At 41.2% G+C, this 15,904-nt stretch carries 13 protein-coding genes and 1 other RNA gene; 3 read left to right on the top strand and 11 right to left on the bottom strand.

Going from position 1 to position 15,904, the window contains the following annotated elements; translation table 11 throughout:
• Nucleotides 1-31 precede the first annotated feature (31 nt).
• The 4 genes from B3473_RS01550 to B3473_RS01535 all read right to left on the bottom strand — a co-directional run bounded on the left by B3473_RS01550 (nucleotide 32) and on the right by B3473_RS01535 (nucleotide 5,211).
• Nucleotides 32-2,425, bottom strand: coding sequence for a primosomal protein N' (locus tag B3473_RS01550; protein WP_264879645.1), 2,394 nt, complete (start codon nucleotides 2,423-2,425; stop codon nucleotides 32-34).
• A gap of 71 nt (nucleotides 2,426-2,496) precedes the next feature.
• Nucleotides 2,497-2,811, bottom strand: coding sequence for a DNA-directed RNA polymerase subunit omega (gene rpoZ, locus B3473_RS01545; RefSeq protein ID WP_154454644.1), 315 nt, complete (start codon nucleotides 2,809-2,811; stop codon nucleotides 2,497-2,499).
• Between the two features lie 18 nt (nucleotides 2,812-2,829).
• The gene (gene gmk, locus B3473_RS01540) at nucleotides 2,830-3,447 is read right to left on the bottom strand and encodes a guanylate kinase (RefSeq protein WP_154454645.1); all 618 of its coding nucleotides are present in this window, start codon (nucleotides 3,445-3,447) and stop codon (nucleotides 2,830-2,832) included.
• A gap of 156 nt (nucleotides 3,448-3,603) precedes the next feature.
• Nucleotides 3,604-5,211, bottom strand: a complete 1,608-nt coding sequence (locus B3473_RS01535; RefSeq protein ID WP_167829267.1) for a ribonuclease Y — start codon at nucleotides 5,209-5,211, stop codon at nucleotides 3,604-3,606.
• A 168-nt stretch (nucleotides 5,212-5,379) separates the two neighbouring features.
• Here B3473_RS01535 and B3473_RS01530 point away from each other — a divergent pair, with 168 nt between their 5' ends.
• Nucleotides 5,380-5,865, top strand: coding sequence for an S-ribosylhomocysteine lyase (locus B3473_RS01530; protein ID WP_154454646.1), 486 nt, complete (start codon nucleotides 5,380-5,382; stop codon nucleotides 5,863-5,865).
• 58 nt (nucleotides 5,866-5,923) lie between these two features.
• Here the strand turns inward: B3473_RS01530 and B3473_RS01525 are convergent, their stop codons facing one another.
• From B3473_RS01525 to B3473_RS01500, 6 genes are all read right to left on the bottom strand, one after another.
• Nucleotides 5,924-6,688 carry a (S)-acetoin forming diacetyl reductase gene (locus B3473_RS01525; protein ID WP_154454647.1) on the bottom strand — a complete coding sequence of 255 codons (765 nt, stop codon included), beginning with the start codon at nucleotides 6,686-6,688 and terminating at the stop codon, nucleotides 5,924-5,926.
• Nucleotides 6,689-6,852: 164 nt separating this feature from the next.
• Nucleotides 6,853-8,484, bottom strand: a complete 1,632-nt coding sequence (locus tag B3473_RS01520) for a cell division site-positioning protein MapZ family protein (protein ID WP_167829268.1) — start codon at nucleotides 8,482-8,484, stop codon at nucleotides 6,853-6,855.
• A gap of 61 nt (nucleotides 8,485-8,545) precedes the next feature.
• Nucleotides 8,546-9,718, bottom strand: a complete 1,173-nt coding sequence (locus tag B3473_RS01515; RefSeq protein ID WP_154454648.1) for a THUMP domain-containing class I SAM-dependent RNA methyltransferase — start codon at nucleotides 9,716-9,718, stop codon at nucleotides 8,546-8,548.
• A 127-nt stretch (nucleotides 9,719-9,845) separates the two neighbouring features.
• Nucleotides 9,846-10,217: RNase P RNA component class B (rnpB, locus tag B3473_RS01510), an RNA gene on the bottom strand.
• 36 nt (nucleotides 10,218-10,253) lie between these two features.
• A complete protein-coding gene (gene gpsB, locus B3473_RS01505) occupies nucleotides 10,254-10,592 on the bottom strand; it encodes a cell division regulator GpsB (RefSeq protein ID WP_154454649.1) in 339 nt (112 codons plus the stop codon).
• 120 nt (nucleotides 10,593-10,712) lie between these two features.
• Nucleotides 10,713-11,231, bottom strand: a complete 519-nt coding sequence (locus B3473_RS01500; protein WP_154454650.1) for a DUF1273 domain-containing protein — start codon at nucleotides 11,229-11,231, stop codon at nucleotides 10,713-10,715.
• Nucleotides 11,232-11,304: 73 nt separating this feature from the next.
• On the opposite strand from B3473_RS01500, the gene recU reads away from it, so the two are divergent.
• On the top strand, nucleotides 11,305-11,910 hold the full coding sequence (gene recU, locus B3473_RS01495; protein WP_154454651.1) for a Holliday junction resolvase RecU: 606 nt from the start codon (nucleotides 11,305-11,307) through the stop codon (nucleotides 11,908-11,910).
• Nucleotides 11,900-14,290, top strand: coding sequence for a penicillin-binding protein PBP1A (gene pbp1a, locus B3473_RS01490; RefSeq protein WP_414717673.1), 2,391 nt, complete (start codon nucleotides 11,900-11,902; stop codon nucleotides 14,288-14,290). The genes recU and pbp1a overlap by 11 nt, the downstream gene beginning before the upstream one ends.
• A 110-nt stretch (nucleotides 14,291-14,400) precedes the next feature.
• On the opposite strand, the gene pepC is transcribed toward pbp1a, so the two are convergent.
• Nucleotides 14,401-15,747: an aminopeptidase C gene (pepC, locus tag B3473_RS01485; RefSeq protein WP_154454653.1), complete on the bottom strand. Its 1,347-nt coding sequence runs from the start codon at nucleotides 15,745-15,747 to the stop codon at nucleotides 14,401-14,403.
• Nucleotides 15,748-15,904: the final 157 nt, after the last annotated feature.

The raw sequence follows: 15,904 nt of genomic DNA, 5'->3' as shown, positions 1-15,904 counted from the left end.
AGATTTTCTTTCATTATAGCATAGTAACGGGCTACATCACATTTTGTGGCTCATAATCAATCACCAAACGCAAATCTTTGTTTTCTGGCAACTGTGTCAAGTCCAAAATCTGATTTAACACGGCTTCCAAATGGTTTTCAAATCGGTATTTCACGATGATTTGGTAGTGGTAAAGATTGTGTGTTCTGGCGATGGGCTTTGGTGTTGGACCAAGAATCTTGATTTTGTCTGACAATTGCTGCTTCAAAAGTTGCAAAATCTCAAATGATTTGCGAGTCACCGTGTGTTCATCCTTGTGTGACAAGGTCAAGCCAACCGTGAAATAATAAGGCGGATAGGCCAGTCGCCGACGAATGTTCATTTCATAGGCGTAAAAGGCTTCATAATCCTGCTTTTGAGCCAATTGAATGGCGTAATGATTGGGATTATAGGTCTGAATGAGCACTTCTCCTGTTTTTTCAGCCCGTCCAGCTCGTCCAGCTACCTGAGTCAACAATTGAAAAGTACGTTCGGATGACCTAAAATCAGGTAAATTAAGCGAAGTATCCGCATTTAGCACCCCAACCAAGGTGACATTTGGAAAATCAAGTCCCTTGGCAATCATCTGTGTGCCTAGCAAAATATCCGCTTCATGATGGTCAAAAGCATCCAACAAACGTTGATGAGCCCCTTTTTGACGCGTGGTATCCACATCCATTCGCAAAATACGAGCATGGGGAAAAATACTGGCCAATTCGTCATAGGCTTTCTGGGTTCCTGTGCCATAATACCGAATGCTAGGACTTTGACAATTAGGACAATGACGTGGAATGGCTTTCTCAAAACCACAATAATGGCAATTCATGGTCTTGGTATCCATGTGCAAGGTCAATGAAATATCGCAATTAGGGCACTCATCCACGTAGCCACAATCACGGCACATGATAAAGCTAGAATAACCACGGCGGTTAAGCATGAGCACGATTTGCTCTTTCTTTTCCAAACGGTCCGCAATTTTCTCCAAGAGATATGGCGTGTAATTACTCAATTCTTGTTGCCCAACATAATCCCTGAAATCCACAATCTCAACCTTTGGAATTTTAGCTAAGGGATTGGCACGGTGGGTTAATTGCAAGAAGCGATAAACATCTCGGCTGGCACGTGCACGGCTCTCAATACTTGGAGTCGCAGAACCTAGCAGCAAAACAGCTTTATGGTATTTAGCACGCAAAAGTGCCACATCTCTAGCGTGGTAACGTGGACTCGATTCTTGCTTATAAGTCGCCTCATGCTCCTCATCAATAATAATCGCACCAATATTCTCAACTGGGGCAAAAATAGCCGAGCGAGCACCGACTACCACACGCGCTTGACCAGACTTGATTTTTCGCCACTCATCAAACTTTTCACCATCTGACAAAGCCGAATGCATAATAGCAACTTGCTTGCCAAAACGTGAGATAAAGCGATTGGTCATCTGCGGTGTCAGTGAAATTTCAGGCACTAAAACAATCGCCGTTTTTCCCAGTTTCAAAACCTTATCGATAATATGCAAATACACTTCTGTCTTACCAGAACCTGTAACACCTTCCAGCAAAAACGGCTTGCTTTCTTGTCCAATTTGATTGGTTACCGTATCTACAACCTTTTGTTGCTCAGCATTTAAAGCCAGAAAATCCGTCGTTGCCACATTAAAATACGCATCTGAACGCTTTTTCTCTTTTTCAACAACGGTTATCAAGGCATTATCCACAAAAAATTTGACCACTTCGCGTGAAAAGAGCTGATGCAAATCTGCTAATTTGCCCTCGCTAGGATTTTCCAACAAGTAATCACGCAAGGCCAAACGCTTTTTAGCGCGGTTGGAAATAGCTGCCAGATGAAGTTGTTCAACTTGAACCTGATAATATTTTTCCGTTTTGATGCTTTTCTTGTCCTTAGCCAAATAGGTCACTGAAAGCTTGCCATTGTGCACCAATTGGGACACCAGCTTAATTTCATCTTGGGATAAAGACGAATACAAGCGGCTCTCATCTTGCCCAAACAAAGCCAACCTATCTGCCTCACCTAAGGTATCCATAGGCATCAAACGCTTGTCATAATGCGAATTCAAGAGATTAGGCAGCATGGCTTTTAAGATTGAAATTTTATAAGAAAAAACGGTGTGGCGCATTTGGTCTGCTAAAAACAGCTGCTCTTCGTTTAAAACAGGCTCAAAATCCAAAACCGCTTCAATGGCTTTCAAGCCGTCAAGGTCTTGCCCTGACGCCTCCAAGAAACCAACGACAAAGCCCTGTAAGAGCCTGTTGCCACGACCAAAAGGCACATGAACCCTAGAACCGAGCTGAATTTGTTGGCAAAACACTTCTGGAACAAGGTAAGAAAAAAGCTTATCTGTCTGCTTCAGCGGGATATCTACAATCACCTGTGCTATTTTCATCTTCACTTCCCTTTCTGGCTGGTCTTGCCCTTGAGGGCTAAAATGTTAGTTATAAGAAAAATCTAAGATAAAACACCTTAGATTTTTTCGCCTTCTTCTTTTTCTTTTGCAATTTGTTCTTTGATTTTACGTTCTTCTTCTTCTTTTTCTAAACGTTGAGCTTCGATGTGAGCACGAACAGCTGCGCGTTTAGCTTCTGGATTTGGGTGAATCACCACGTTCCCTGATTCAATTTCTTCAAGGGCTTGCAAGGTTGGTTTCACAGAAGTAAAGGTTTGTGTTGGTTTAGCCCCTGCTTCTAACTCATGAGCACGTTTGGCTTGAAGAATACAAAGAGAATACTTTGAAGGAACCTTATCCAATAAAGTATCGATAGAAGGTTTTAACATCATAGCTATTGGTTTCCTTTCTTAATCAATGTGCTTAATCATATCATTGTAGCGACCAATCACACGGTCCACACGGAAATGCTCCACTTCAATAATGCGTTTCACTCGCTCAGCAGCCAAAGGCACTTCATCATTAACAACAGCATAGTCGTATTCGCGCATCAAGGCAATTTCTTCTTTCGCGCGCTCGATACGTTGGCGAATCACTTCCTCGCTGTCAGTTCCTCTTCCAACCAAGCGGTCTTTTAATTCATCTAAATCTGGTGGTGTTAAGAAGATAAAGACACCGTCTGGCACTTTTTTCTTAACCTGAAGGGCACCTTGAACCTCGATTTCAAGGAAAACGTCAATTCCTTTATCAAGCGTTTCATTCACGTAAGTGAGTGGTGTACCGTAGTAGTTCCCAACGTACTCGGCGTATTCCAACATTTGACCTTTTTTAATCAAGTCCTCGAATTCTTCACGAGTTCTGAAAAAGTAATCAACACCATCAACTTCTCCTGGTCGTTTTGGACGCGTCGTCATAGAAACAGAATATTCAAATTGATGATCTGGTGTAGAAAAAATTTCTTGGCGAACTGTTCCCTTACCAACTCCAGAAGGTCCTGAGAAAACAATTAACAAACCACGTTCGGCCATGCCACTCTCCTTACTATAAAATACAAGTGAAGTTTTATCTTTTATCAATTAAACTACAGATTAGTGTACCAAAAATACTGGTATTTTTCAAGGCATTTTAGCCGCTTGTCTAAATCAAAAGGAAGTACCTTTTCAGCACTTCCTTTTTACAGCGTTTTATTTGGCGTAATCCACGGCACGAAGTTCTCGAATAACGGTCACCTTGATGTTTCCTGGATAATCCAAATTATTTTCAATTTTCTCACGAACCTTGTGGGCTAGGATGGTCACTTCGTCATCTGAAATTTTATTCGGTTGGACAACGATGCGAATTTCACGCCCTGCTTGAAGGGCATAACTGCTCTTAACACCATCAAAGCTTGTCGCAATATTTTCCAAATCACGCAGGCGTTTAATGTAATTTTCCATAGATTCATTACGAGCACCTGGGCGGGCAGAACTCAAGGCATCCGCAGCGGCTACAAGCACAGCAATGACGCTTTCAGGTTCCACATCACCATGGTGACTGGCGATGGCATTGACAACCACTGGGCTTTCCTTGTACTTGCGAGCAAATTCGGCACCAATTTCAACGTGGCTTCCTTCCACTTCACGGTCAATCGCTTTCCCCATGTCATGCAAAAAGCCTGCACGTCGAGCCAAAGCCACATTTTCACCAAGTTCTCCAGCTAAAATACCAGCCATTTTACCGACTTCAATCGAGTGTTGAAGAACGTTTTGGCCATAAGAAGTTCTGAAATGAAGGCGTCCCATAATCTTGATGAGATCAGGGTGAAGGTTAAGGGCACCAATTTCAAAGGCTGCTGCTTCACCGTATTCACGGATGCGGTGATCCATTTCTAGGCGATTTTTTTCAACCAATTCTTCAATACGAGCTGGGTGAATACGGCCATCTTGGATCAAAGCTTCCAGGGTCAAGCGGGCAATTTCACGACGAACGGGGTCAAATCCTGACAAGACCACCACTTCAGGAGTATCATCAATGATAACATCCACACCTGTCAAGCTTTCAAAGGTCCGAATATTACGCCCTTCGCGTCCAATGATACGTCCCTTCATGCTGTCATCTGGCAAGTGGACCGTGGTGATGGTTTGCTCAGCCGCATATTCCCCAGCCATACGTTGCATGGCCTGCGCCAAAATGTCTTTCGCCATTTTGCTTGACTTGTCACGAATCTCACGTTCGGCGTCTTTGATTTTCGTTGCAATTTCGTGTGTCAAGTTATTTTCCGTTTCGGTCAAAATAACCTCACGCGCTTCTGAAATAGTCATCACTGCGACACGTTCCAATTCAGCTTGCTTTTGGCCTTCTAGCTCTCCAATTTGTTTTTCACGCTCATTAATATGCTTAGTTTTATCGGTCAGACTCTGCTCTTTGCTTTCCAACAATTTTTCTTTGTTAGTTAAGTTCTCGTCTTTTCGGTCAAGAGAATAAGCACGTTCTGTCAAACGTATTTCTAACTGCTTTAACCCTTGTCTTTCAGACTTGAATTCTTTTTCAATCTCTTCACGATATTTTCTAGCCTCTTCTTTAGCTTCGATTAGCATCTCTTTGCGGTGAGATTTGCTTTCTCGCTCTGCTGTTTGTCGAATCTGCTCTGCTTCTTGCTCAGCTTTTCCACGTAAGTTTACAGCATCTTGTTCGGCATTTAAAAGAGTGAGTTCTGCCGCTTTCTTTGCAGACTTCAGTCTAATCGAAATCAAGGCATAACCAACTATCAAACCAATGAGGGCAAAAACAATCAAAATAATAATATCCGTCACGTTTTTACCTCAATATTCTATTTTTAATATTTTCTACTAATTCTATTTTCATTAATAGAAAACTACTTTCCAGTTTACCATAAAACGAATTTTTTCACAATTTAAAATTTTAAAGCGTTTTAATAAATTTTATGTTATGATAGGAATACTAGTAAAAAGGGGGTTATTATGTCTAAAAAAGAAGTTACCGTAGAAAGCTTTGAATTGGACCATACAATTGTGAAAGCACCATACATTCGCCTGATTTCACAAGAAAAAGGGCCTGTTGGTGATGTTATTTCTAACTTTGATGTGCGTTTGGTACAACCAAATGAAAATGCCATCCCAACCGCAGGACTACACACGATTGAGCATTTATTTGCTAAATTAATTCGTGAACGCATTGATGGTATGATTGACTGCTCTCCTTTTGGATGCCGCACAGGTTTTCATTTGATGATGTGGGGTGAGCACAACACGACAGAAATTGCCCAAGTCATCAAATCTAGCCTCGAAGAAATCGCTAATGTCACAACTTGGGATGACGTCCCAGGTACAACCATTGAATCTTGCGGAAACTACAAGGACCACAGTCTTTTTACTGCAAAAGAATGGGCAAAAGTCATTTTACAAGACGGCATTTCAGACGACCCATTTGAACGCCATGTCATCTAAGACCACACAAAAAGCAGAGAAGGCTTAAATGCTCTCTGCTTTTTCGTTTGCTTTCATTTTAGTGGAATTGCATACCGCCGTCCACGATAATGGTTTGTCCTGTGATGTAGTCTGAATCTGGACCAGCTAAAAAGCTAACGGCATTGGCTACGTCCTCAGGTTCTGAAAGGCGTTGTAGGGTGATGTCTTTGGCAAAAGTTTGCATTCCCCATTCGTCATCTTTGCCAGCATTTTTGCCTACTTCGTGAGCGATACTATACATCATTGGTGTCTTAACAATACCTGGAGCATAGGCATTTACTGTAATGCCGTCCTTAGCCAAATCACGCGCCAAGGTCTGCGTAATACCACGCACAGCAAATTTACTGCCACCATAAACCGTCAGATTGGGATTGCCGACGACCCCTGCTTGCGACGTTGCATTGATGATTTTACCGCCGTGTCCTAATGCCTTGAACTGAGCCAACGCAGCCTGCGCTCCCCAAATAACACCTCCAACATTAATAGCAAAAGTGCGTTCAAAGACTTCTTCTGTAATGCTTTCTAGCGGCGTTGTCGGAGCAACACCAGCGTTATTGACCACGACAGACAAATCACCAAAATGCTGAACAACTTTAGCAAAGGCGGCAGCGACTTCTTCACGTTTTGACACGTCCGCCACGACAGGCAAGGTATTTGTCGGTGAAATGTCTTGCGCAGCTTTTTCAGCTGTTTCTTGATTGTAATCAAGAATACCAATTTTAAAACCGTCAGCGTGCAAACGTTTAGCAATCGCCAAACCAATTCCCTGACCAGCACCAGTCACAATAGCAACTTTTACCATCTTTATCACCTCGTATTCTGTTTTATTACTGTAATTATAGCGCTTACATTTTATAGCATCAATTTTTTTCTCTGAAAATCACACTATTTTTGAAAATACTTTTCGACTAAAAAACAACTTTTCTGATAGCAAAAAAGAAGACCTTACGGTCCTCTTTTATAGTTTTAGTAATCCAAGGCATCTGAATGACCAGCGGCATTTCCGACGAAGTAACCCGTTTTACAGTTGATAGAGAACAGATAAGTTCCATCAGCCTTGAACATATTGTAGTAACCATTGTCGTTGATGATATTGACTTTTTCTAAGATAAAGTCATTTCCTGAGAAATAGCCACGTGCGTGTGAGGTATCAATGATTTTTTCAAGGACACCTGGTGCAAAGGTCCAAGCTGGGTTGCTTGAGTCTGCAATTGCACTTTCATTATAAGGCACACGGCTAAGATTGCGTTGCAAAATAGCAGGATTGTAAGACGTAATACCGTAGCTTGTCGCTCCTGAAACGCTGGCTGTTGCAGGTGTTGACGTATCTGATGATGCTTCTTGCGTTGTTGAGCTAGCTTCCGTTTGACTTTGCTCACTGTCACTTGCTTCTGTTGAAGAGTCAGGCGCTTCGCTTGAACTTGATGATGAACTAGCTGCTTCACTGCTACTTGCAGCGGCTTCACTACTAGCAGCTGTTGCTTGTTCCAATTGTTCTTTACCATCAGTTATCGCTGATTGTAACAAGGTATCTAGTTTAGCATTGCCTGTTTTTAGCAAGTCGCTTGATAATTGGTCAAAGTTAGCATCTGATTTCACCGTTGCAGAAACTTTTTTACCATCAACAATCACATCAGATTCAAAGCGTTTGTTGACAGATTGGATGGCTTCAATTTGTTTATCCAAGGCATCGTAATCTTTTTTGGCTGCATCGTATGACTTGGTACCTTTCAAAGCATCCAATTTTTCTTTCAAGGTTGGCAGATTTGAAAAAGCGCTGTTTTTCAAGCTGGTTTTCTTATCATCTGTAAAGAATGAATCATAATAAGAATCAAAGGCTGATGCTGCTTTTTTCTCTTTTGATGATTCTTCTGACGATGTTTTAGTGACCGACGTATTTGACTGCACTGTTTTAGAGTCGTTTTTATTGGCATTCAAACCATAGGCAATCCCAAAAATAGCAAGCGCCAAAGTTGCTACACCACCAATAATAAAGGTTCTTGTGAGCTTTTTAGGCTCCTCATCTTCCCAAGCGTCATCGTCGTCCTTTTCCTCAGTAAAGGCAGGACTACTAACAGCAGGGGTAGGCTCTGGGCTAACAGATGGTTCTGGTTTGATGTCTGCTGGCTCTGTTGCCTCTTGCTCTGGCTGGGGTTGAGGTTCTGGCTGCTCGTCCTTGATTTGAAAAGCAGGCGTTTCCTCCTGTGGCCTAGCATCCGCTTTTTCAGTAGCATCTTCTACTGGGACAGCTTTAGGTTCAGGAGTAGGTGTTTCAGCCTGCTTAGGTAAATCGCTTTTTAGGGCTGCATTGCCAATAATTCCTTTTTGAGCCAATTCTTCGCGTTGCTTTTTGATAAAATCATCCAAAGCTGACGTGTCCAAATCATCAAAATCCGATATTTTTGACTCAAATTTTTGTGATGTGACTTCGTCTTTATGTTCTTTAATATACTTATCCAACACTCCGTCAGAATCACCTGCACTGGCTTTGATTTCAGAATTCTTTTGTGCAACTTCTTCAACGGTCATGTGTTTGACATCTTGTAAATCCAAGCCATCTTGCTCTTGAGAAGATGGGTTTTCTTTCTTTTCTGACACGCTTGTTCACCTCTCTACATCAGATTTCTATATCACATAGGCTCTTAACTGCTAGCTAATCTCACTTATCTTTGGTTGATGGCACGGCAGAGCGTTTGACACGTTCGCCATAAAATTGATACAAATCAACCCTCAGTGTTCCATTATAAAGTTTTCGTTTTTTATCAGCCTGCGAGCCGTATTTGCGTTCAAACTGTTCATCACTGGTCAAGATGAATTTGCTCCATGTTTTGAGCGGAGCAAAAGTTTGTCCCATCTCATTATACAAGATGTCCACCGCTTTGTCATCCAGCAATCGTTCGCCATAAGGTGGGTTTGATATGATAACACCGTTGATTTTATCGGTTTTTAAATCTTGAAGACGCATTTGTTTCAATTGGATGACATCTGCAAGTCCTGCTTCTTGTGCGTTCTTTTTCGCAATCTCAATCATCCGACCATCAATATCAAAACCTGAAATATCAAGCTCAATATCATAATCGGCTTTTGCTTCAGCCTCGTCACGAACTTGTTGAACCAAATCCGCATCGACCCAATTCCATGCTTCAAAAGCAAAATCACGGTTAAAACCAGGAGCAATGTTCATGCCAATCATAGACGCCTCAATGCAGAAAGTCCCTGAACCACAGGTTGGGTCGATAAAAGGCTTATCGGGATACCAATTAGATAACTCAATGATAGCTGCGGCCATGTTTTCTTTAATCGGAGCACCACCTTTTTCCACACGGTAACCACGTTTAAAGAGGCTAGCCCCCGTTGTATCAATCATGACCGTTGCCTTGTCCTTCAAAATGGATACTTCAATTTTAAATTCTGCACCATTTTCCTGCAAAGGCACACCGTCAGGACGGTGATACACTTTTTGCAATTTTTTCACGACCGCTTTTTTACTAATAGCTTGAACACTTGGCTCATTGTGAAGCTTTGATTTCACACATTTGGCCTTGGCAATGGGAAATTTAGCCCCCAAAGGCAGGTAATTTTCCCAATCAAGCGCATAAACGCCTTGGAACAATTCTTCAAAGGTACGTGCTGGAAATTCCCCCACGACAATCTTGATGCGGTCAGCCGCTCGTAGCCAGAGATTGGTCGTAATGATCGTTCTCACATCCCCTTGAAAATGCACCTTCCCATTTTCAACCTGGCACTCAATTCCTAAATCGCGAATTTCACGCCCGACAATCGCCTCCAGCCCCGCAGCCGATGTCGCTACTAAATTAAAGTTTTTCTTCATTCCTTAATTCCTATTTCATCAAATACTTATCTATAAGTGTATCACGTTTTACGGTTTTTGAACCATTAAAATGTCAGTTATTTGCAAAATAAAAGCTAGCCTAAGCTAGCTCAACCTATATGCAATTTTCTATAAGCCATGTTTTGTTCCAGAGGTAACTAGGTCTTACCTCCTTCGATAATCATCTGTCTACTGTTTCCAGTCAGGATAGATTGTTCGTCTTCCAACTATCCCATGCCCCTACCAAAGTTTGGGTTGCTAGCTTGAGGGGTTTACCGCGTTCCACTTTTTAGGTTTCCCTAAAAACTACGTCACTGTGGCACTTTCAGAGCAACTCAGACCTATCTAACGACTTAGCCCTTTCGCTCGCCGTAACACCTTCCAAAAAGATGTCCCTAGGCTTATTGATTCACCTAGCACAAACACTACCAGCATCACAGCCGGTGCTAGCATGGACTTTCCTCATGATACCAAATGCACCACGCGATTATCCAAAAATTGCACGTTTTTTATAACTCAAGCACCAAGGCTTAAATTACCCATTGATTTGTTTACCAAAGACTTCTTTTTCCAAACGGCTAATGCGTTTCAAAATATCGAAGTTAGTTGCAGATTGTGCCACACGTGTTTGTTGTGCACTTGCTGCTTGCGAAGAAGCGTATGATGATTGCGCATCTGCCTTAGATTTTGCTGCTAATTGTTGTTTTAAGCGGTCATTTTCTTCGCGTAATTCTTGAATTTGTGTGAGATAACTTTCGTAATCTTGAATCACATTATCCAAAAATTCGTCAATTTCTTTCTTATCGTAACCACGCATGCTGGTTTTAAACTCTTGTTCAAAAATGTCCTTAGGACTATAAATAATACTTGCCATTCTATCTCTCCAACCAAAACCATTCTAAGGCACATGAAATCATGATACCAAATTATATAGTACAGAAATATCAGAGAAAAATCAAGCATTTACTTCTAATTTTCTTGTGACCGATACGTCTTACCAATCTTCTAAAAATTCATTTAAACGCTCAAAAGTCAAAAAAGTAATGGGGTAATCTGCTTGTTCTTGCATGACTTTTAACAAATATTTCAATTGGGTTTCATTTTCAGTATCATAAAAAAGATAGGCACCTTGCGTGTTTTGAACCAAAAAGTGATTATATTGTCGAAATTGTGATGGGTTCTCATAGCTTTCGTAGGCGTATTTGACAAAATCAACCTGCTTGAAATCTGCCAATTTGGCTTGATTGGCTTCGTTCCACTGTTGGCCTTGAGTTTCAAAGGTGAAAAGCGTGGCAATTTGAAAAGGGTAATCCGCCTGCAATTTCTTAGCCACTTGCAGTGCCCAATATTCAAAGCCAAGATTGCCCGTGAAAATAAACCACTCCACCCCTTCTTCAAGATAATGGATAAGGTCTTTTCGAATGGCCGCCTTGATCACATCAATGCGTGGGTCCTTATCTTGAAAAATGCTCAATTCAAATCCGCGGTACCCCGTCACAAGAATTGCGTTCATATCTGCCTCCTTTTAAAAAATATGTTATAATAGGACTACCTATGTTGATTTAATCAATAAAGATAGGAGTTTTATGGTTAATTACCCTCATTTTGTTCGGAGGCAAACAACACCTCCACGTAAAAAAAGCGAAAAAAACACCGTAAACTTTGCTAATCGTGGGATGAGTTTTGAAGCAGCTATTAACGAAACCAATAATTATTACCTATCTCGTGATATCGCTGTGATTTACAAAAAACCAACACCCATTCAAATTGTTAAGGTGGATTATCCCAAACGAAGCCGAGCTAAGATTGTGGAAGCTTATTTTCGACAAGCCTCTACTACCGATTACTCTGGCGTCTATAAGGGATATTATGTTGACTTTGAAGCTAAAGAAACTCGGCAAAAGACATCTATGCCGCTCAAAAATTTTCATGCGCATCAAATAAAACATATGGACAGAGTCTTAAAACAAGGTGGGATTTGTTTTATCTTACTCCATTTTTCGACTCTAAAGGAAACCTATTTTTTACCAGCTAGTGCCCTAGTTGATTTTTACCAAATTCATTTGGGAACCAAATCAATGCCTCTTGATTATATCAAAAAAAATGGTTATCTGGTGGCAACACAGGCACTACCTCAAGTTCCTTATTTAGATATTATTGACCAAAAAATTTTAGGCGGTGATGACAATTAAACAGAAACAAAACACTAAAAAAAGAGCCAATAGAAACTCAAAAGACACGGTCTTGCGTGTTATCAAATATGGGCTGATTACATTTGTAACGCTTGTCATTGTAGGTGTTATAGCTGGAGCTGGACTCTTTTTCTACTATGTGAGCAGCGCTCCAAAACTATCAGAAAGCAAGCTTTCTTCTACTAATTCGAGTTTGATTTACGACTCTAACAATAACCTTATTGCTAACTTGGGTTCAGAGAAAAGGGAAAGTGTTTCAACAGAAGATATTCCTTTAAACCTAGTCAATGCCATCACATCTATTGAAGACAAACGCTTCTTTAAACACCGTGGGATTGACATCTATCGTATTTTCGGTGCAGCTTGGAACAACTTTACCCGCTCAGGTACCCAAGGGGGGTCAACACTCGACCAGCAGCTTATCAAGTTGGCGTATTTCTCAACTAACGAATCAGACCAAACCCTTAAACGTAAGGCACAAGAAGCTTGGTTAGCCCTCCAAATGGAGCGTAAGTACACCAAGGAAGAAATCTTGACCTTCTACATCAACAAGGTTTATATGGGAAATGGTAGCTACGGGATGCTGACAGCGGCTAAATCTTACTATGGCAAGGACCTCAAAGACTTGTCTATTGCCCAATTAGCGCTTTTAGCAGGGCTTCCTCAAGCACCAAGCCAATACAACCCTTACACCAATCCAGATGCTGCCCAAAATCGTCGTGATACCGTTTTATCACAAATGTACGAAGATGGCGACATCTCAAAAGAAGAATACCAAACTGCTATTGCAACACCAGTCACTGATGGTTTGCAACCATTGACCGAAACGTCTAGCTATGATGATTACTTGGATAATTACATCAAGGAAGTCATCGAAGAAGTCAAAGACGAAACTGGTCAAGACATTTATTCAGCAGGTTTGAAGGTTTACACAAACGTAGATACCGATGTTCAAAAATACCTCTGGAATGTCTATAATACTGACTATTATGTGTCTTACCCTGACTCTGATTTGCAAGTGGCTTCAACCATTATCGATGTCAATACTGGTAAAGTCATTGCGCAACTTGGTGCACGAAACCAAGACACAACCGTTTCATTGGGAACCAACCAAGCCGTTCTTACCGATAGGGACTGGGGGTCAACCATGAAACCTATTACAGATTATGCCCCAGCTATTGAAGACGGTATTTACACAAGTACTGCTGCCACAACCAGCGATACCAAGTACTACTGGCCTGGCACTTCAACTCAGCTCTACAACTGGGACCGTCAATACTATGGCAACATGACTATTCAAACAGCCATTCAACAATCGCGTAACGTTCCTGCCGTGAGAGCCTTGGAAGCTGTTGGTTTGAATAATGCTAAGAAATTCCTAGAAGGTTTGGGCATTTACTACCCTCAACTTTACTATTCAAACGCCATTTCAAGTTCGACAAGTGACTCAAATGAAAAATACGGCGCAAGCAGTCTGAAAATGGCTGCTGCCTACGCTGCTTTTGCAAATGGTGGAACCTATTACAAACCACAATACGTCAACAAGATTGAATTTAACGATGGAACTAGCCAAACCTTTGAAACATCTGGTACACGTGCCATGAAGGAAACAACAGCCTACATGATGACGTCAATGCTGAAAACCGTTTTGACTTACGGTACTGGTACAACAGCTTCTATCCCTGGTTTATACCAAGCTGGTAAAACAGGAACATCAAACTATTCTGATGAAGAATTAGAAGAAATTGAACAAACAACTGGTATTTACAACAGTGCAGTTGGAACCATGGCACCTGATGAATTATTTGTTGGTTACACAACGCAATATTCGATGGCAGTGTGGACAGGTTACAAAGACCGTATGACTCCAATCTACGGTAGTGGGCTAAACGTTGCGGCCGAAGTTTACAAGGCTATGCAAAGTTACCTCAATGAAAAATACGGTAGCGGTAGCAAGAACTTCACGCAACCAAGTGGCGTTTACACAAGCGGTGGTTATGTTTACCTAAAAGGGGCAAACAATAATTCTTCTGCCTCATCTTCATTGTCATCTGTATATAGTAACCTCTACGGTTCTAATTCAAGTTCTTCAGAAGACCAAACATCAACAGAAGTTTCATCTTCAACAGATAGCTCTGATAACGATGATAATACTAGCGATAGTAATTCAACGAGTAACAATCCTTCTGTAAGCACCCCTGATGCAACAACAGATGCCAACAATAGCTATAACAATAACAACAGCTATACAACACCTAATAACAATACGACCAGCGATGCTAATAGCACAACAACAGATGTTGACAATGGTGCCAGAGCGCGTAGCAATAGCACGACAAGCCAAAACAACTCTGATAACACAGCGACAACTGGTCAATAATACTTATGCAAAAAGCCTGTAACTAAAAATGTTACAGGCTTTTTGATGACTTCAACATTTTGTGATAAAAAACTGGCTTGGAGAAATATCCAACGCCAGTTTTAATATTTTTACAAATCTGTTTGGCTAGCCAAGGCTCCCATTGGGTCCCAAGGTGCTAATACAGTTGGTTCAGCTTCATAAGCAGCAAGTTCCTCATCAGTTAAGAATTCTTTACGAACGACGATTTGGTAGGTAAATTCATCCATCCAAGCGTCTGAAGCAACGAAGTAACCTTTGTCACCAACTTTTTCTCCCCATGAATTTTCAACTTTCCATTTGAGAGGTTCGCCATTTTCAGCCAAATCCACACCAGTCAAGACCATAGCGTGAGTCATCAAGCTTTCGCTGTAATCCAAACGTCCTGCTTTGTCTTGTGTGAAGGAAATGTTCATAGCCGTATCAAAATCGTAAACATTTGTTGCTAAGATACCTTTTTGACGGTCTGAAATTTGACCGACATCAGAGCCAAACCAAACGGTTTCACCAGCTTGCATTTGAGCAATAGCCAATTCTTTGAAACGTGTCATATCAAGGTTGAGGTAACGTACCGCACGACTACCCACAACGTTACCAAGCATATCAACAGTGTAAGATTTGCTATAAGGTTTGTCTGCTGTTGGGGCATTGATAACAGAAACGTAATCTGATAGGTTCAAACCAACGTATTTTTTGAAGAATTCTTGTGGTGTAATGTTTTTATCAGAATGGTAGTTGTTGTCTTTGTCACGGTAAGCAAAGTCAAATGTGCGTGGTGGCAAACCGAGATTAACAGCCAAGAAATTGAAGATTTCTTGAAGTAAAGCTTCTTTTTGAGCTCTGATGCCTTCAGCACCGACACCTGCTGCAACAGCTTCACGCAAAATTTGAGCATCTTGACGCAACAATTTGTTCAAGTATTGGTTCAATTCACGGCTGTTGCTTGATGATACTGATTCTGGGTAAGCTGATTTTGGCACGACACCGTATTTTTCAAAAAGAGCCACCACCATATCCCATTGACCACCGTCTTGTTGGGGAACGTCTAGTAAGAATTTCACTTTACGGCTGCCAAGTTCTTGGTCTGCAGTCGCAATGACTTGTTCTAAGAACCAGTTTGATTTTTCGTATTTGTCCCAGAAGAATGTGTGGGCTTGAGAAAGCTCGAAATTATCCAAGTTAAGGTCTGAAATCAATTTGTGACGAAAGGTATTAAGCGCCGCAAACATCCAGCAACGACCTGATGCTTTTTGGTTAGCTACCTTATCTTTTGTCAAATCAATAGAAAAGACATGGTCGTTTTCCACTTGGCTTTGGCGTGTTTCAAGTGATTTCAACAATCCGTTGTGAGTGACAGCATTTTCAACAGCACGCAATTTGCTATTGTCTTGAAAATCAGCAAATAGTTTGTCTGTAAATGATGATGATAATTCTGACATATTTCCTCCTCCAAAATCAGTCAAGCAAGCACCTAGCCCTACTTAACCAAATTAATCACTATCTATTATAACGCTTAAGAGGCAGAATTCAAGCAATTATAGGGAATTCTGGCTTAAAAGCGGCAAAAAAGACCTTAGCGGTCTTTTTGAATCTGTT

This window comes from Streptococcus sp. UBA632 (assembly GCF_002300045.1).
Lineage (GTDB): Bacteria > Bacillota > Bacilli > Lactobacillales > Streptococcaceae > Streptococcus > Streptococcus alactolyticus.
The sequence above is the reverse complement of the archived record's forward strand: the minus strand, read 5'-3'. Positions and strand labels throughout refer to the sequence as shown.